Origin of the sequence: Mycobacterium arosiense ATCC BAA-1401 = DSM 45069 (genome assembly GCF_002086125.1) — a bacterium.
In the GTDB taxonomy this organism is placed as follows: Bacteria; Actinomycetota; Actinomycetes; order Mycobacteriales; family Mycobacteriaceae; genus Mycobacterium; species Mycobacterium arosiense.
In genome coordinates, this window is sequence record NZ_MVHG01000050.1 from 18,932 (window position 1) to 36,177 (window position 17,246).

Sequence of the window (17,246 nt, forward strand, 5' to 3'; positions counted from 1 at the left end):
CTTGCATCGATTGTCAACCAAGGGTTGGACGGCCCAAGGCCGGGGGTGCGGGCAGCCGCCGGCGAGCGTGCACAGAATGTCGCTGCGCGCGGCGTGTCGCGGTACAGACGCGCACGCTCGCGGCAGTTAGCCGTCTTCAGCCGGCCGGGTAGGCGACCGACTTGATCTCGGTGTACTGGTCGAATCCGGCCACACCGTTCTGGCGGCCCACACCGCTTTCCTTATAGCCGCCGAACGGCGTGTCGGCACCGTAAGGGGCACCCCCGTTGACGCCCATGAAGCCGGCCTTGATGCGGCGGGTCACCGACAGCGCACGCTCGAGCGAACCGGCGAACACGTTGCCGGCCAACCCATACACGCTGTCGTTGGCGATCCGGATCGCGTCCTGTTCGTCGTCGAACGGGATGACCGAGAGCACCGGGCCGAAGATCTCCTCCTGCGCGATGGTCATCTTGTTGTCGACGTTGGTGAAAAGGGTTGGCCGAATGAAATATCCCTTGTCGAAGCCGGTTTCGGCGCCGGGGCCGCCGACCAGCGCCGTGGCGCCCTCTTCGACCCCCTTTTTGATGTAACCCGTCACGCGGTCGAACTGCCGCTGTGAGATCACCGGCCCGCACAGCGTCGCGGGGTCCTGCGGGTCGCCGCACGTCACGTTCTCGTAGATGTTCTTGAGGATCGCGACGCCCTCGTCGTAGCGGGACCGCGGCAGCAGCAACCGGGTGGGGTTCGCGCAACCCTGACCGGCGTGCATGCACGGCGCGATGCCGACCATGCATGCCGTGCCGAAGTCCGCGTCCTCCAAGACGATGGTTGCCGACTTGCCGCCGAGTTCGAGGAACAGCCGCTTCATGGTGGCCGCGCCCTTTTCCATGATCCGCTTGCCCACCACCGTCGAACCGGTGAACGAGATCAGGTCGACCTTCGGCGACAGCGTCAGCTCCTCACCCACGAAATGGTCCGAGGCGGTGACGACGTTGACGACGCCGGCCGGGATGTCGGTCTTCTCCGCGATGAGCCGGCCCAGCCGGGTCGCGTTGAACGGCGTGTTCGGTGCGGGCTTGAGCACCACCGTGTTGCCGGTGCCCAGTGCCTGGCCCAGCTTGTTGAGGGTGACCTCGAAGGGGAAGTTCCAGGGCACGATGGCGCCGACGACTCCGACCGGTTCCCGCCACACCTTGCGGGTGGTCAGCGCGCCGGTCAGGCTGATCACCTTGTCGCCCAGGTCGGTTTCCCAGGCGTATTCGTCAATCAGCCGGGCCGGGTAGCGCAACCCGTCTTCCAGTGGGGCGTCCAGCTGAGGCCCGAACGTGATGGCCCGGGGGGAGCCGACCTCGAGGATGAGCTCCTCCCGCAGTTCCTCCTTCTCCGATTCGATCGCCTCGTGCAGCTGCAACAGGCAGCGCTTGCGCAGTTCGCGGTTGGTCGACCAGTCGGTCTCGTCGAAGGCGCGCCGGGCGGCGTCGATGGCCCGGTGCATGTCCTCCTTCGAGGCGTCGGCCACCTCGCCGAGCGGCTCTTCGGTCGCCGGATTGATGTTGGTGAACGTGCCGGCTTGCCCGTCGACGAGCTTGCCATCGATCATCATCTTCGGCTCGAAGCGGACCTTTACAGCCTCAGTCATATCTGTCACTCTCTTCTGGATCGTTGAGGGGCTACGGAGAGCCTTACCGGAAACTAGCCGATTGGCAAGCTGCAACCGCTGCCGGGCTGCTTATCGGGGGTCGAACAGCACCGGAACCGACGTCGGTGACCGGAAGACCTGGCCGCGGATGTGGGGGTCGCCCCCCTCGGGGTCCAGCCGAAGATTCGGCAATCGGTCGAGCAGCAGGTTGATGGCGGTGCGCATCTCGAGGCGCGCCAGGTGCATGCCGAGGCAGACGTGCACGCCGTGCCCCCAGCCCAGGTGGCTCTTCGGCGACCGGAAGATGTTGAAGGCGTCCGGTTCGGGGTAGCGGTCCGCCTGCCGGTTGGCGGCGCCCAGCATCGGCATCACGCTCGACCCGGCCGGGATCGGCACCCCGCCGAGTTCGGTGTCGCGGGTGGCGACCCGGGTGATCGTCAGCAGCGGCGGTTCCCACCGCACGCCCTCCTCGATGGCCTGCGGCAGCAGTGAACGGTCCGCGCGAATGGCCTCGAGCTGTCTGGGATCGGACAGCAGCGCGAGCAGCAGGTTGCCCAGCGCGCGGTAAGTGGTTTCCACTCCGGCGGGCAGCAGCAGGCGCAGGAAGGAGTAAATCTCCTCGTCCTCGAGCTTCTCGCCGTCGATCTCCGCCCGGGCCAGCGCGCTGATCAGATCGTCCTTCGGTTCGGCGCGGCGGGCCGCCAGGATGGGCGCGAAGTAGTCGCACAGCGCCGCCGATGCGGCGAGTCCGCGTTCCGGGTTCAGGATCCAGCTCAGCAGCGAGATGGACCAACGCTGGAACTGCGGGTAGTCCTCCTCGGGCAGGCCGAGCAGGCCGGCGATGATCTGACTGGGATAGTCGAAGGTGAACTCCTTGACCAGGTCCGCCCTGCCGTTGGCGGCGAACTTGTCGATGAGGCCATTGGCCACGCGTCCGACCAGCTCGTCCTCCCAGCGCGCCAAGGCCTTCTGCGAGAACGCCTTTGACACCAGCGACCGCAACCGGCCGTGGATCGGCTCGTCCATGCCGAGCATGACCCGCTCGCCCAGGACGGGGCCGAACGCGGCGATGACGGCCGCCGAGGAGAACGTCTCGTTGGCGCGCAGCATCTGCTGGGCTTCCTCGTGGCGGTAGACGATGAAGACGGGCTTGGATTCCTCATGCGGCATCCCGGAGGTGTCCAGGCGCTGGATCGGTTCCTCACGGCGCAGCCGGGCCAGTTCGGTGTACGGGTCGCGCACGTCCCCGGAGACCGCATCGTCGAAGGCGCCGAAGTCCTCCAGATCGTCGAAAAGCTGTTCCATTTCTACCCCTCATTTCCTTTGCGGCGTTTCGCCGCCAGCGACCCCAGGCGCTGCAGCACCGGCTGCGGGACAACACGCGCGGCAGCAACCATCGCCTTCTGACTTGTCGTCAGCGGCCACGCGCCATCGCGCATCGACCCCCGTCGGGGTATGCCCAGCACGATCCGCGACACGTGGTGCATCCCCGCCGCCGGCAGGATCCTGTTGGCCAGCAACAGCATCGAGGCGTCCGGTCCGACGCCCCGGCGGCGGAACGCTCCCTGATCTTGGATCGCCTTGAGCAGGCCGTCGGTGAACTTTTCGGGTGGCCTGGCGAGTTTCATCGCGGCCCTGCCCCGGTCGTTCATGGTGTTGTGCAACCGGGCGTACGGGCCACCGAAGTTGCGGTCATCGGTGGTGCCGGCGTCGGTGATGATCTCGGTGTCATACGTGCCGGCCACCAGGACGGTGACGCCGATGCCGAACGGCGCGATCTCGCACGCCATCGATTCCCCCCACCGCTCCAGCGCCCCCTTGGCCGCCGAGTACGGCGCGGTGGCGGGCTGGCCGCGCACCCCGGCCGCGCTGGACACCAACACGATTCGCCCCTGGCCCGCCGCTCGCATCGACGGCAATAACGCTTGGGTGAGCGTGACCGGGCCGAGGACGCTGGTGGCGAGCATGCGCTGCCACAACGCCATATCGGTCTCCTCCACCATCCCGGCGGCCGAGATGCCCGCGTTGTGCACCAGTGCGTACGGTGCGCCCACGGCCTCTTCGATCGACTTGGCCGCCGCGGCGATCGACGCGCCGTCGGTCAGGTCGAGCTGGACGCCGATCAACCTGTCGCCGTCGGGGGCGGGCAGGCCACGATCCTGAATAGCCTTGCGCAGCAGCGGCATTCCTTGGTCGGGAGTGCGCATGGCCGCGACAACGCGCCACCCTTCCCGGTACATCCGCACGGCCGACGCGAAGCCGAGTCCGCGGGATGCACCCGTGATGACGACGGTGCGCGGCTCAGCCATGCCGGCTAGCCGTCGCGCAGGCGCCTTCGCCCGGCGGCGGAGGATCGACGTGGGGCCGGCCGTTGGGCTCGCCGCTCGCCCACGTTGACCAGATGCCGACCGAGTACGGGCCCTGGGCGCCCGTTTTCTCGTAGAAGCCCTGCGGGTCATAGACTTTGGCCTCCGGGTACGGCCAGGGGCAGGCCACCGATGTGGCGGCGTGACTAGCCTTAATGGCCCAGAACCAGCCGCCGTAGGCGAAGTACGACACGTTGATAATTACGAACATCACCAGGAAGGTGCCCAGCACCGGTCGCGTCGGGAACAACTTCGCTTTCGCGGCAAGCTTTTCCGCCACGGACTTACCGGTGTCGTCGCGATAGCACAGGATCGCCGCGGGGACCATCACGAAGCACACCGAGAACGACTCCCAGATCAGCGGGAACTGGAAGGTGGTGCCGGTGAACACCGATCCCCACGGGATCACCTGCGAATAGATGTACATGCCCCAGTGGATCAGGATGTTTTCCAGGAAGGCATCGAAGACGAACCCGATCACCAGCGTGATCAGCCCCAGGCTGACCAACGGATGTCGCGCCACATAACTCGTGGGCCCGCACTTCGCCTGCAGCATGCGCAGCAACCAGACCGCCGGGAAGTAGGGGCCGAAGTAGAACATCACGTAGCCGAACACCACGAACGGCTCGACCGTCGGCGACAACGACACCAGCGGCCAGGATTCCGGCCAGTGCACGAGATCGGGGTTGTAGACCGCGAACGGCGACCAGTTCATGATCGGGTCCTGCCACACGATCAGCGTCGTACACAAGAACATCAACATCACCGGGCTACCGGGATTGCGGCGCCACCCCCCGATGAAGACGAGCGACAACACGATCAGCGCCACCACCGTGGCCCAGTCCAGGAAGCCGATGTAGTCCAGCCCGAACGCGAACTTCACCGGGCGCGGCCGACCCTGCACGCCTGGGTTCGCGACGCGTGGGTCAAGGGCCACACGGCAATTCGCGATGAAGAACAACGCGAAGGCGGCCAGGGCCGCGCCGGCGATCCAACCGCCCCAGCCGCGCTTGTGGCCGCCCGGTGCGACGGGTTTGTCGTCTGTCGTCAGCGGCACGGACTGTTCTGTGGACATCAGTCTTCCTCGCCGAAGCGATCCACCAGGTGCGAGTTGACGCCGTCGGCGTCGAGGGTCCGCGCCACCAGGTAGCCGGCGCCCATCCAGGCGCGGCGCGTCCACTTGCCGAACGACACCCTGGTGCCGGGCGCGCCGGAGGCGGCCGGCATCATTTTCACCCGCTCCAGCGCCTCCTTGACGCCCCGGGGACTGAGGGGATGTGCGTCGGTGAACGCGCGCACCAGCGTGGCCGCGACGTCGCGGTTGACCACCGTCACGCAATATTCGGGGCGGCTGCCGTTGTATTTCTTCGCGTAACGGTCCAGGAAGTCCTGGCCGATCCGGTTCGCCTCGTCGTACTGGTCCACCCCGGTCCAGCCCAGGAACGCCTTCCACATGGTGGGATTGACCCAGGCGTTCTGCCACGCCGTCGTGGTGAAGCGGGGCGGGTCCCAGCCGAGGGACTCGAGCGCCGGGTTGACGAAGACGATGCCGAAGCCGAAGCCCAGGTGCACGATCGCCTCGGCCTTCGCCTCCTGCAGCGTCTGCACCGCGGCGTTGATGTCCTGAGCGGTCTGCGCGATGGCAACTTCCGCGACGATCCGAATACCTTTGCGGCGGCACGCACTTCGCAGGTTCGTCAGGTAACTCTGTCCAATCAGGCTCTGCTCGACCAGCACACCGATCTCGGCGAGTCCGCGCTTGGCGATGAGGTCGGCCAAGAAGATCGGCTCGTCGGTCATGGATCCCTGCGGGAAGGCGAAGGTCCAGTCGCCCAGCCAGTCGTCGGTGCCGGTCACGCTGATCGCGGGGACCTTGAATCGTTCCTCGATCGCTTCCCGCAACGGCACGCAGTTGTCGGTGATGTTCGGACCGAAGACCACCAGGCAGCCCTCGTCGACCAGTTCGCCATACGCGTCGATCACCGCCTTGACCGAACCCTTGGGCAAACCCTCGGCCTCGCGATAGATCATCTGCACCGGCCGGTCCATCAGACCCTGGGCGACGGCTTCCTCGAAGATGAGCTCGAAAGTCCGGGTGAAGGAGGCGAACAGGTCTTCGGGAAAGCCCGGCGGGAGCTTGAAGTCCATCAAATAGCCGACCTTGATCGGCTCAGCGCTGCTCTCGTAGGACATCCGACCTCCAGGTAATAAACTCACGCGCCCCGATTTCAGCAAACCTAATATTTGTTCAGACCCTAGCGAGGGCGGTATGCAGCGTCAATCATCGGACCCCTAGGACCCATCCGGCGCGAGATAGATCTCGATCATTTCGCCCAGCGCCTTGCCCACCGCCGCGTCGTCGGTCAGCGGGCCCGCTATCGCGGCCCGGGCCGCGTCTCGCATGCTCAACCCCTCGGCGACCAGCCTGCCCGCGGCGATCAGCACCCGCGTCGACGCCACCTCGCGCAGCCCGCCGGCTTCCAGCCGGCGGATGGCCTGCCCGAAGCGGACCAGCTCGGCCGCGGTCGCGCCGTCCACCCCCGCCTCGTGCGCGACGATGCCCTCCTCGATATCGGTTGTGGGAAAACCGAATTCGATGGCCACCATCCGCTGCCGCGTCGAGTCCTTGAGATCCTTCAGCACACTCTGGTAGCCGGGGTTGTAGGACACCACCAGGCCGAATCCGGGCGCGGCGTCCAGCGTGACGCCGAGTCGCTCGATTGGCAGCTGCCGCCGGTGGTCGGCGAGCGGGTGCAGCACCACCGTGGTGTCCTGGCGGGCTTCGACCACCTCGTCGAGGTAGCAGATCGCCCCTTCCCGCACCGCCCGGGTCAGCGGGCCGTCCACCCACACCGTCTCGTCACCGCGCAGCAGGTAGCGGCCGACCAGGTCGGCGGTGGTGAGGTCGTCATGGCAGGCGACGGTGATCAGCGGGCGCCCGAGGTCGTGGGCCATCGCCTCGACGAATCGCGTCTTGCCGCACCCCGTCGGACCCTTGAGGACCAGCGCCAGGCCCTGCCGGTAGGCCGCCTTGAAAACCGCCTCTTCGCTGCCGACCGCTTGGTAGTAGGGCCGCACGGCCTCCCCTTCGGGGGTCCCTCGGTTGAAGTAAGCAAGCCCCGACTCGTTGGCCATCGCTTCCCTTCTGCCACTTCCGGCGATTGGGAGCCTAGCCGGAACAGATGTTTGTTTCAAGTGGCGCGACTCGTGGCGAAGGCCTCCGGTGCGCCAATGATGTTCCGGGACTTGGCATCACCGATACCCTGCGACGGACCTCCGCCGAACGCAGCGCGGAGCGGAACAGTGGCCCGATCACAACGGCGAGCTGCTCGGGGCGCGCGATGGTCGCGTGCGCGGTGCTGCCGAAAACCCTGCGCAGCGAATGCACGTCGGTTCCCGCGCCGATCGTCAGGCATACGCAGCCGGTCCCCCGGCGGCGGGCCTCCGTGAGCGCGCGGCGCGCGTCCGCGGCACCGTATGCCCGCTCGTAGCCGTGGTCGTAGGCCAACCCGTCGGAGAGCACCACCAGTAGCCGCCGTGACGTGCCGCCGCGCGCCTCCAGGGTCGCCGCACCGTGTCGAATCGCCGCGCCCAGGCGTGAATAGGCGCCGGGTTCGAGGCTGTTGAGCCGCCTGACGACCTGCGCGTTCAGCGGGTCGTCGAACCGCTTGACCGGCACCATGGTCACCGCGCGGCGGCCCTGCGAGTAGTACGCGTACAGCGCGACGCGGTCACCTAGGTCGTGCAGGGCCACGGTCAGGTTGGCGACGGCCGCACGCTGTTGTTCGTGCACCGTGCGTCCGACCGTTCCGGGTTCGCCCGCCGAGCCCGACACGTCGAGCAGCAGCAGCACCGACAGGTCGCGACGGCGCCGCAGGCTGTCCAGGTACACGGCCTCGTCGGGCACCGACCCGGCCCGGACCTCGACCCGGGCTTCCACGGCCGCGTCTATGTCGATGTCGTCGCCCTGCACCTGTCGGTGGCGAGGGTGCAGCCCCATGCCGAGCCGCTACAGCGGCCGCCGCATCCCGCTGGCGTCGTCCATAGCCTGGGTGGCCGAGGCTTTGATCTCAGGATCGATCTCGCGCACCGTGCACCAGGCCGGCCGGTAGCTCTTGCGCGCGACGTTCCATTCCGGATATCGCACGCCGTCCGCGGCGGTTCGGCTTTCGTCCTCGGCGTCCGCCTCGTCGCCGGACGTCGAGGCCAGCGACGTCACAGCGTATGCGCCGCGCTCGCCGGAGTTGGTGCGATGGGTCGGGTTGTCCGCGCCGGGCGGGCCGCCGCCACTACCGGTCTTACGCGCCGAGGACAGCATTGTTTTCAACCACTTTCCGATGAATCCGCCGCCGCCGACGGGGCTGGTGAACAGGTCGGGATCGTCGGAGTCGTCCACCTCACCGTCGTCGAGTTCGTCCAGTTCCGTTGCGCCATTGCGCCGGGGCGCATGCCCGGGCGCGAGCTCCGCATCCGGTGCCACCCGGGCGCATGCGGACAGCACCTTCGCCGCGCGGATCGCGCCGAATGCCGGCGGCGGCTTATCGAGCCCCACCCGTGACGCGGCGAGGTCAAGTGACGCGTGGGGCGAATCGCTGCGGCGGGCGATGTCCGGGTCACCCTGTGACGCCAAAACGCTTGGCAACAAGGCGGCATTCGCGATCAGCGCGCGGTGGCCCTCGACCGCCAGATAACGCATGGCCAGTTTGCGGTGTCGCACCAATCGAGCAACCACAACGGAATCCAGGCTGCCGGCCGCGATCATCGAGGCGTGCACGGCGACCGACTCGAGCCGCGTGTGGGGCGGTGCGGCGGCATCGACGTAAATCGTCTGGCCGTCCGTCCACGCTGGTTCGCCGGATGGCAGTTCGGCGACCGCTGTCGCCCGTCCCGCGAGCGCGGAGGCGAGCATGCCGAGTCCCTGCACCCGGTCGCCCCGGTCCCCCACCCCTCACCTCCGGTGTGTTGACCAAATATCTGTTCCACCGTAGAGTCCGGCTGCACGCCAGTCAATGAATCAGGAGCACACGGCGCCTCGCCGCCCCGCGCACGCCGGCCGGCGTCATTGACCAATAATCTGCTCGACCGTAGAGTCCGGCTTGGCCACAAGGTTTTCCGATGCTAAAGACAGAAACGTGGACTTTTCCTACCCGGCGGACGTGGAACGATTCCGCAGCGAGCTGCGCGACTGGCTGGCGCAGAACCTGACCGACGAGCTGGTCGCGGCCCGCCGGCCCACCGGCCGCGACGACGCCGCGTTCGAGATGCTGCGCGCCTGGAACGCGAAGATGGCCGACGCGGGATGGGCCGCCGTGTCCTGGCCGCCCGAATACGGCGGGCGCGGCGCGACGGTGCTCGAACAGCTGGTCTACACCGAAGAGACCACCCGCGCTCGAGCTCCCATGCCGCTCAACGTGATTGGACTCAACAACATCGCCCCGGCCATCATGCAGTACGGCACCGAGAGCCAGAAGCTCACGCTGCTCCCCCGCATGATGCGCGCCGACGACATCTGGTGCCAGGGAATGTCGGAGCCAGAGGCGGGGTCCGACCTCGCGGCGCTGCGCACCCGCGCGGTGCGAGACGGCCCAAAAGATAGTGACTTCGTCGTCAACGGGCAGAAGATCTGGACCTCGCTGGGGCATCGGGCCGATTGGTGTCAGCTGTACGTGCGCACCGATCCCGAGGCGCCCAAACATCAGGGGATCTCCTGCCTGATCGTCGACATGACGCTGCCCGGCATCGAGGTTCGCCCGCTCGTCACGCTCAACGGTGAGGCCGACTTCGCCGAGGTGTTCTTTCACGACGTGCGGGTGCCGGCGGACGCGTTGCTCGGGCCGTTGAATGCGGGGTGGCAGGTGGCCACCACCACGCTCAGCCACGAGCGCGCCGGCGCCGCCAGGCTGTACGCGGAGATGCAGGTCCGGCTCGAAGAGCTGGTAAATGACCTCGCCGCGGTCGACAGCGGCGCACTGGACGATCCGGTGACGTTGCGGCGGCTCGGCGAAATCGCGCTTCGCATCAAGTATCTCGAAGTCCTGTGCCAGCGGTCGATCTCGGCGTCATTGCATGGCGGGGACGCGTTTGGGTCGGCCAGCCTCGCCAAGACGGTGTGGGGTGAGATCGGCCAGGACCTCGCGGCATTGGCCTTTGACGTGCTGGGTACCAGCGGCGCCGGAGCGCCGTGGGCGAACTACCGCCTGACGTCGCGGTCGCTGACCATCGCGGGCGGCACCACGCAGGTCAACAAAAACATCACCGCGCAGCGGGTGCTGGGGTTGCCGCGGAAATGAACCTCGAACTCACCGACGAGCAGGCGGCGCTGCGCGACACCACGCGGCGCTTCCTGGCCGAGAAGGCACCGATCGCACAACATGTCCGGGCGCTGCTCGACGATCCGACCGGGACGGACGAGACGGTGTGGCGCGGTCTCGCCGACCTGGGAACCACCGGTCTGCTCATACCGGAGACGTACGGCGGCGCCGGCATGGCGATGGTCGAGGCCGGCATCGTCGCCGAAGAGCTGGGCGCCGCGCTGCATCCCGGGCCGTGGTTGTCGACGGCGGTGGCCGCCGCGCGGGCGCTGACCCGGCTCGGCGCCGGCGAGGTCGCACCGGAGTTGTTGCGCGGCATAGCCGACGGCACCACCATCGCCACGGTCTGCTTTCCGGATTCGGTGAACCCCCCGGTTGCCGCGGGCCGACGCGATGACGCGATCGTGTTGGACGGCGAGATCGCCGCGGTGCCCGACGCCGCTGCCTCCGACGTGCTGCTCGCGGTCGCCGAGGAGGCCGAGGGCACCGCCCTTTTCGCGGTGCGGGCCGGCTCGTCCGGGGTGTCATTCGCGTCCGAACGCGGCATCGACCCGACCCGCAAGCGGTTCCGCGTCACCTTCGACGCCGCACCCGCGCAACGGCTGGCCGCGGCGCCCACCGTCGACCTGGCCGCGGTGATCGACGACGTGCTGATCGCCACCGCGGCCGACGCGCTGGGCGCCGCGCGCGCCATCATGACCCTCGCCGTCGAATACGCCAAAAGCAGAACGCAATTCGGCCAGCCGATCGGGTCCTTCCAGGCCGTCCAGCACCTGTGTGTGGACATGTACGAGACGGTCGAGCTGGCCCGCGGCGGCGTGATCCACGCCTTGTGGGTCAGCGACGCCTGCCCGGATGCGGACGGTCAAGCCGGCGAGGAGCGGCATCTTGCCGCGGTGCGGGCCAAGGCGTTCGCCGGGCGACTGGCCACCGTGGCCGACACCGCCATCCAGGTGTTCGGCGGGATCGGCTACACCTGGGAACACGACGCCCACCTGTACCTCAAGCGCCTGCTGAGCTGGAGCGCGTTTCGCGGCGGCCCCGACGACTACCTGACCGAACTCGGTGCGGCCCTGGCCGAGCGAGGTCGACCCTGATCCAGATATAGAATGGGGCTTTCACCGCTTTGTCCAGCGCATTCACCGCGCGCAGTCTGATAGCTTTTAACAAAGATTTGGTTTGCCTAGGAGAGGGACGAATGCGAATGCTCGCCGACCCGCAGTCGTCCAGGCTCGCCCACCGCTGACCATGGCAAAGGTCGAGTCATTGCGCGCCGGCGCCACAGCCGAATCCCCGACGCGCCGCGCCGAAATCCTCGCCACCGCAGCGTCATTGATCGCTTCCTCGGGTCTGCGGACCTCGCTGCAGGAGATCGCCGACGCCGCGGGCATCCTCCCCGGCAGCCTGTACCACCATTTCGAGTCCAAAGAGGCCATCCTCATCGAGTTGATCCGCCGCTATCAGGACGATCTGGAGCGCATCGGACGGGCCGCCCAGACGAGCTTGAACAACCCCGACGCCCGCCCTGCCGAAGAACAGATCATTGAGCTCGGGGCGGCGATCGCCGACTGTGCCGTAGCACACCGCGCGGCCTTGCAGATGTCGTTCTATGAGGGGCCGAGCACGGATCCGGAGCTGATCAAGCTGACCCAGCAACGGCCCACGGCGATTCAGGAGGCGATGCTGCAGACGCTGCGCGCCGGCCGGTGGAGCGGCTACATCAAACCCGACATCGACCTTCCCACGTTGGCCGACCGCATCTGCCAGACCATGCTGCAGGTGGGGCTCGATGTCATGCGCCACAAGTCCGCTCCCGAACAGGTGGCCGCACTGCTGTGTCGAATCATTTTGCAGGGTCTGGCGACTCGGGCACCGACCGACGCGGCACTGGACCGCTCGAAAGCGTTGACCGCCGCCGATGACGTCATCGCCACGTGGTCCGACGACAGCGATGCCGACCCGAGCGACAAGGCGGCGGCGGTGCGCGCGGTGGCGCGAGCCGAATTCGGCCGCAGAGGATATGAGGTCACCACCATCAGGGACATCGCCTCGGCGGCCGGCCTCGGCACCGGAACGGTGTATCGGGTGATTGGGTCCAAAGACGAACTGCTCGCGTCGATCATGGAATCCTTCGGCAGGAAGGTCGAGGCCGGCTGGGTCAGCGTCCTGCGTTCGGATGCCACACCGGTCGAAAAGCTGGACGCGCTGAGCTGGGTAAACGTCAACGCGCTCGACCGGTTCTCCGACGAATTCAGGATCCAGCTGGCCTGGATGCGCCAATCGCCCCCGGACACGCCGAACCCGGGTTGGCTCTACGCCACCCGACTGAGGCAGATGAAAACCCTGCTTTCCGAGGGGATCCGCTCGGGAGAGATCGCAATCGACACCTCGTCCACCGCAGTACTGGCGCGCTGCGTCATCGGCCTGCAATGGATACCGGAGAACATCCTCGCCGAAATCGGCAAGCGCGCGGCCTTGGTGCACGCGCGCGATACCGTGCTGCGCGGCGTCGCGGTCCGCGGCAAGTAGCACTCGAGTAGCCGCCCCGGTATTGAACCAAATAACTGTTACTCATACAGTTGAGCGGTTAGAACCGCGTTGGCATTATCCGAGAAGGGGATTTCCATGACCATTGTCGATCGGTTGCGCTACGACGGCAAGCGCGCTCTCGTCGTCGGTGGCGCGACCGGCATGGGCGCCGCGGCGGCCAAGTCAGCGGCCGAGCTGGGCGCTGAGGTGATCGTGATGGATTACGCGCCGGTGAAATACGAAGTCGCCAAGTCCATCCAGGTCGACCTGCGCGACACCGCGTCGATCGACGCCGCGCTCGAACAGCTGGACGGCCCGGTCCACGCCGTGTTCTCGGCCGCCGGCATCGCCGATGGGACCACCGACCTGATGGCGATCAACTTCCTCGGCCACCGGCACCTGATCGAGCGACTGCTCGAGAAGAACCAGCTCCCCTCCGGCTCGGCGATCTGCTTCATCTCCTCGGTCGCCGGCATGGGCTGGGAGAACGACCTGGACCTGCTTAACGAGTTCCTGGCCACCCCGGACTTCGCGTCGGCCCAGGAATGGGTCAAGGCGCACGAAGCCGAGGGCATCATCCACTACGGCTTCTCCAAGAAGGTCGTCAACGCCTACGTCGCCACCCAGGGCTACCCGCTGCTTAAGAAGGGCATTCGGATCAACGCGATCTGCCCGGGCCCCACCGACACCCCGCTGGCCCAGTCCAACGCCGACCTCTGGCTCACCTTCGCCCAGGACTACCGCGAAGAGACCGGCTCCAAGGTGCACACCCCGGAGCAGATGGGCGACGTGATGGCGTTCCTCAACAGCGCCGCCGCCTTCGGCATCAACGGCATCACGCTGCTGGTCGACTACGGGCACACGATGGCCTCGCTCACCAACGCCTACCCGCCGGGCAAGCCGATCATCGACATCATCATGGGGCGCGTCAAGCTGTAGCGGTTTGCCCTTCCGCGAGACTGCAACCACCGACGGGTCTACTCGGCGGTTGTGTCGGTAGATGCAGTCTCGCGGGCAAGTAACGTCGGTGCTATGGCACGCATCATCGTCTTCGGCGGGCACGGCAAGGTCGCGCTGCAGCTGGCCCGCGACCTGACCCAGCGCGGCGACCAGGTGAGCTCGGTCTTCCGCAACCCCGACCACTCCGACGATGTCGCAGCCACCGGCGCTAAGCCGCTGGTGGCCGACATCGAACGGCTCGACACCAACGCGCTGGCCGATCTGGTGGCCGGGCACGACGCGGTCGTCTTCTCCGCCGGGGCGGGCGGCGGCGACCCGGCGCGGACCTATGCCGTTGACCGCGACGCGGCGATCCGGGTGATCGACGCCGCCGGACAAGCGGGCGTCAAGCGGTTCGTGATGGTCTCCTATTTCGGTGCAGGCTTCAATCATGGCGTGGCTGAAGACAATTCGTTCTTCCCATATGCGGAGGCCAAGGCCGCCGCAGACGCCCACCTGCGCGACAGCGACCTGGACTGGACGGTGCTGGGTCCGGGCCGGCTCACGCTGGAACCGGCCACCGGCCGCATCGTCCTCGGGCGCGGCAGCGGTGAGGTTTCCCGCGCCGACGTCGCGTTGGTCGCGGCAGCCGCGCTGGCCGACGATTCGACCATCCGGCGGACCATCGAATTCAACAACGGCGACGACGCTACTGCGCTCCCGATCGCGCAGGCGTTGGCGAACTGACTAAACTGCATCTCGCAGCTGGTCTGCTTGCGTCGCAACCGCGGCGCCGGCATCGAGCGAGGCAACGTTAGTAACGCCTCGTAAGAGGGAACCCGGTGAGAATCCGGGACTGTCCCGCAACGGTATGCAGGAACGACCGCCGTCAGAGTTTTTGGCAAGCACTGGTCGTAAGACTGGGAAGCGACGGCCATTAGGAGCACCGCCTCGGTGCGCGCCTGCGAGTCCGGAGACCTGCCAGCTGTGCCGGGCGCGCCGCGTCCGGCGGCTCATCGCCTCGAGGAATGGGCGCTAGGCTGCAGCCGTTGCGGTTGGTACTGGGTACGCACCGCTAACGGACCGGCTGCACGTCCGCCGGCGGTGACCACCACGCCGATTGAAGGACGAATATCGTGACCCCTCAAGCATTCACCGCCACGGTTGTCGGCTCGCCGCGCATTGGCCCGAAACGCGAACTCAAGCGCGCCACCGAGGGCTATTGGGCGGGCCGCACCAGCCGCGCGGAACTCGAAAAGGTCGCAGCCACCTTGCGCCGCGACACCTGGAAGAACCTGTCGGACGCCGGGCTGGACTCGGTCCCGGTGAACACCTTCTCCTACTACGACCAGGTGCTCGACACCGCGGTCATGCTCGGTGCGTTGCCGGCCCGGGCCGCGCGGGTCGGCGACGACCTGGATCGGTACTTCGCCGCGGCGCGCGGCAACCAGGACGTCGCTCCGCTGGAGATGACCAAGTGGTTCGACACCAACTACCACTACATCGTTCCCGAGATCGGGCCCTCGACCACGTTCTCGCTGAATCCGGACAAGGTACTTTCGGAGCTGAAAGAGGCGCTGGGACAAAATATTCCGGCCCGCCCGGTGGTCATCGGCCCGATCACGTTTCTGTTGCTGAGCAAGGCGGTCGGCGGCGGGGGTGCCCCCGTCGAGCGCCTGCAGGAATTGGTGCCGATCTACTCCGAACTGCTCTCGCTGTTGGCCGACAACGGCGCCCAGTGGGTACAGCTCGACGAGCCGGCGCTGGTCACCGACATCTCTCCCGACGCACCGGCACTGGCCGAGGCCGTCTACAACGCACTGGGCAAGGCGAGCAACCGTCCCGCCATCTACGTCGCCACCTACTTCGGCGACCCGGGTGACTCGCTGGGGGCGCTGGCCCGCACGCCCGTCGAGGCGATCGGCGTTGATCTGGTCTACGGCGCCGACACCGCGGGGGCGGGGGTGCCCGAGCTCGCCAACAAGACGCTGGTCGCCGGCGTGGTGGACGGACGCAACATCTGGCGCACCGACCTGGAAGCTGCGTTGGGCAAGTTGACGACGCTGGTGAATTCCGCGGCCCACGTGGCGGTCTCGACCTCCTGCTCGACGTTGCACGTGCCGTACTCGCTGGAGCCCGAGACCAGCCTGGACGACGCGCTGCGTAGCTGGCTGGCGTTCGGGCAGGAGAAGGTCGCCGAGGTGGTGACGCTCGCCCGCGCCCTGAACGAGGGTCGCGACGCGGTCGCCGACGAGATCGCAGCCTCCAACGCTGCCGCGGCCTCCCGCAAGACGGATCCGCGGCTGCACAATGACGAGATCCGCGCCCGCATCGCCTCGATCGTCGCGTCGGGTTCGCACCGCGGTGACGCGGCGCAGCGGCGCGCCAGCCAGGAGGCCCGCCTGCACCTGCCGCCGCTGCCGACGACGACGATCGGGTCGTTTCCACAGACCGTTCAGATCCGCAAGGCGCGCGCCGCATTGGTCGCCGGCGAGATCGACGACGCCGAATACCGGAGGCGGATGAAGCAGGAGATCGCCGACGTCATCAAGTTGCAGGAGAGCCTCGGGATCGACGTGCTGGTGCACGGAGAGCCGGAGCGCAACGACATGGTGCAGTACTTCGCCGAACAGCTGGAAGGCTTCTTCGCCACCAAGAACGGGTGGGTGCAGTCCTACGGAAGCCGCTGCGTGCGCCCGCCGGTGCTCTTCGGCGACGTCATCCGCCGGCACCCGATGACGGTGGAATGGGCCAAATACGCGCAGTCGCTTACCGATAAGCCGGTCAAGGGCATGCTGACGGGTCCGGTGACGATCCTCGCGTGGTCGTTCGTCCGGGACGACCAGCCGCTGGCCGACACGGCCAATCAGGTGGCGCTGGCCATTCGCGACGAGACCGTGGACCTGCAGGCGGCGGGCATCGCGATCATCCAGGTCGACGAGCCGGCGCTGCGGGAGCTGTTGCCGCTGCGTCGCGCCGACCAGGACGAGTACTTGCGTTGGGCCGTAGGGTCTTTCCGGTTGGCCACCTCCGGCGTCGCGGACTCCACCCAGATCCACACGCACCTGTGCTACTCGGAATTCGGTGAGGTGATCGGCGCGATCGCCGACCTGGACGCCGACGTGACGTCCCTCGAGGCGGCACGCTCGCACATGGAGGTGCTCGACGATTTGAACTCGATCGGCTTCTCCAACAGCGTGGGTCCGGGTGTCTACGACATCCATTCGCCGCGGGTGCCGAGCACCGGTGAGATGGCCGAGTCGCTGCGCGCGGCGATGCGGGCGGTGCCGGCCGAGCGGCTATGGGTCAACCCGGACTGCGGGCTGAAGACCCGCAACCCCGACGAAGTGAGCGCGTCGCTGAAGAACATGGTTGCCGCGGCCCAGCAGGTGCGGGCGAAGGCCTAGTGTCCTGAGTCGTTAATTCGTCGGCAGTAGTTGGCGATGCTGTCCAGGATTTGGTCGGCGGTCTTGGTCCACA

12 protein-coding genes, 1 pseudogene and 1 riboswitch are annotated in these 17,246 nt (G+C 67.3%); of the genes and pseudogenes, 6 read left to right on the forward strand and 7 right to left on the reverse strand.

What is annotated here, in order from left to right; genetic code table 11:
* Nucleotides 1-136 precede the first annotated feature (136 nt).
* The 7 genes and pseudogenes from BST14_RS18075 to BST14_RS18105 all read right to left on the reverse strand — a co-directional run bounded on the left by BST14_RS18075 (nt 137) and on the right by BST14_RS18105 (nt 8,896).
* Nucleotides 137-1,621: an aldehyde dehydrogenase family protein gene (locus BST14_RS18075; RefSeq protein ID WP_083065763.1), complete on the reverse strand. Its 1,485-nt coding sequence runs from the start codon at nt 1,619-1,621 to the stop codon at nt 137-139.
* 90 nt (nt 1,622-1,711) lie between these two features.
* A complete protein-coding gene (locus BST14_RS18080) occupies nt 1,712-2,926 on the reverse strand; it encodes a cytochrome P450 (RefSeq protein WP_083065764.1) in 1,215 nt (404 codons plus the stop codon).
* A 2-nt stretch (nt 2,927-2,928) separates the two neighbouring features.
* Nucleotides 2,929-3,930, reverse strand: a complete 1,002-nt coding sequence (locus BST14_RS18085; RefSeq protein ID WP_083065765.1) for an SDR family oxidoreductase — start codon at nt 3,928-3,930, stop codon at nt 2,929-2,931.
* Nucleotides 3,923-5,062: a spirocyclase AveC family protein gene (locus BST14_RS18090; RefSeq protein ID WP_083065766.1), complete on the reverse strand. Its 1,140-nt coding sequence runs from the start codon at nt 5,060-5,062 to the stop codon at nt 3,923-3,925. The genes BST14_RS18085 and BST14_RS18090 overlap by 8 nt, the downstream gene beginning before the upstream one ends.
* Nucleotides 5,062-6,180 carry an ABC transporter substrate-binding protein gene (locus BST14_RS18095; protein WP_083065767.1) on the reverse strand — a complete coding sequence of 373 codons (1,119 nt, stop codon included), beginning with the start codon at nt 6,178-6,180 and terminating at the stop codon, nt 5,062-5,064. The genes BST14_RS18090 and BST14_RS18095 overlap by 1 nt, the downstream gene beginning before the upstream one ends.
* A 99-nt stretch (nt 6,181-6,279) precedes the next feature.
* Nucleotides 6,280-7,122: a CbbQ/NirQ/NorQ/GpvN family protein gene (locus BST14_RS18100; protein ID WP_083065768.1), complete on the reverse strand. Its 843-nt coding sequence runs from the start codon at nt 7,120-7,122 to the stop codon at nt 6,280-6,282.
* Nucleotides 7,123-7,156: 34 nt separating this feature from the next.
* Nucleotides 7,157-8,896: pseudogene (locus BST14_RS18105) on the reverse strand (nitric oxide reductase activation protein NorD).
* A gap of 223 nt (nt 8,897-9,119) precedes the next feature.
* On the opposite strand from BST14_RS18105, the gene BST14_RS18110 reads away from it, so the two are divergent.
* The 6 genes from BST14_RS18110 to metE all read left to right on the forward strand — a co-directional run bounded on the left by BST14_RS18110 (nt 9,120) and on the right by metE (nt 17,173).
* A complete protein-coding gene (locus BST14_RS18110) occupies nt 9,120-10,277 on the forward strand; it encodes an acyl-CoA dehydrogenase family protein (protein ID WP_083065769.1) in 1,158 nt (385 codons plus the stop codon).
* Nucleotides 10,274-11,395: an acyl-CoA dehydrogenase family protein gene (locus tag BST14_RS18115; protein WP_083065770.1), complete on the forward strand. Its 1,122-nt coding sequence runs from the start codon at nt 10,274-10,276 to the stop codon at nt 11,393-11,395. The genes BST14_RS18110 and BST14_RS18115 overlap by 4 nt, the downstream gene beginning before the upstream one ends.
* Before the next feature lie 151 nt (nt 11,396-11,546).
* Complete coding sequence (locus BST14_RS18120; protein ID WP_083065771.1) at nt 11,547-12,827, forward strand: TetR/AcrR family transcriptional regulator; 1,281 nt, start codon at nt 11,547-11,549, stop codon at nt 12,825-12,827.
* A 96-nt stretch (nt 12,828-12,923) separates the two neighbouring features.
* Nucleotides 12,924-13,766, forward strand: coding sequence for an SDR family oxidoreductase (locus BST14_RS18125; protein WP_083065772.1), 843 nt, complete (start codon nt 12,924-12,926; stop codon nt 13,764-13,766).
* 93 nt (nt 13,767-13,859) lie between these two features.
* Nucleotides 13,860-14,513: an SDR family oxidoreductase gene (locus BST14_RS18130; protein ID WP_083065773.1), complete on the forward strand. Its 654-nt coding sequence runs from the start codon at nt 13,860-13,862 to the stop codon at nt 14,511-14,513.
* Between the two features lie 51 nt (nt 14,514-14,564).
* Nucleotides 14,565-14,766: riboswitch (cobalamin riboswitch) on the forward strand.
* Between the two features lie 136 nt (nt 14,767-14,902).
* The gene (metE, locus tag BST14_RS18135) at nt 14,903-17,173 is read left to right on the forward strand and encodes a 5-methyltetrahydropteroyltriglutamate--homocysteine S-methyltransferase (protein WP_083065774.1); all 2,271 of its coding nucleotides are present in this window, start codon (nt 14,903-14,905) and stop codon (nt 17,171-17,173) included.
* Nucleotides 17,174-17,246: the final 73 nt, after the last annotated feature.

Excerpts from the sequence above, each read along its gene's own strand:
- BST14_RS18090 (WP_083065766.1), bottom strand. The coding sequence starts at position 5,062 with ATGTCCACAGAACAGTCCGTGCCGCTGACGACAGACGACAAACCCGTC.
- BST14_RS18115 (WP_083065770.1), top strand. The coding sequence starts at position 10,274 with ATGAACCTCGAACTCACCGACGAGCAGGCGGCGCTGCGCGACACCACG.
- BST14_RS18120 (WP_083065771.1), top strand. The coding sequence starts at position 11,547 with ATGGCAAAGGTCGAGTCATTGCGCGCCGGCGCCACAGCCGAATCCCCG.
- BST14_RS18075 (WP_083065763.1), bottom strand. The coding sequence starts at position 1,621 with ATGACTGAGGCTGTAAAGGTCCGCTTCGAGCCGAAGATGATGATCGAT.
- BST14_RS18085 (WP_083065765.1), bottom strand. The coding sequence starts at position 3,930 with ATGGCTGAGCCGCGCACCGTCGTCATCACGGGTGCATCCCGCGGACTC.
- BST14_RS18080 (WP_083065764.1), bottom strand. The coding sequence starts at position 2,926 with ATGGAACAGCTTTTCGACGATCTGGAGGACTTCGGCGCCTTCGACGAT.
- BST14_RS18100 (WP_083065768.1), bottom strand. The coding sequence starts at position 7,122 with ATGGCCAACGAGTCGGGGCTTGCTTACTTCAACCGAGGGACCCCCGAA.
- BST14_RS18130 (WP_083065773.1), top strand. The coding sequence starts at position 13,860 with ATGGCACGCATCATCGTCTTCGGCGGGCACGGCAAGGTCGCGCTGCAG.
- BST14_RS18095 (WP_083065767.1), bottom strand. The coding sequence starts at position 6,180 with ATGTCCTACGAGAGCAGCGCTGAGCCGATCAAGGTCGGCTATTTGATG.
- BST14_RS18125 (WP_083065772.1), top strand. The coding sequence starts at position 12,924 with ATGACCATTGTCGATCGGTTGCGCTACGACGGCAAGCGCGCTCTCGTC.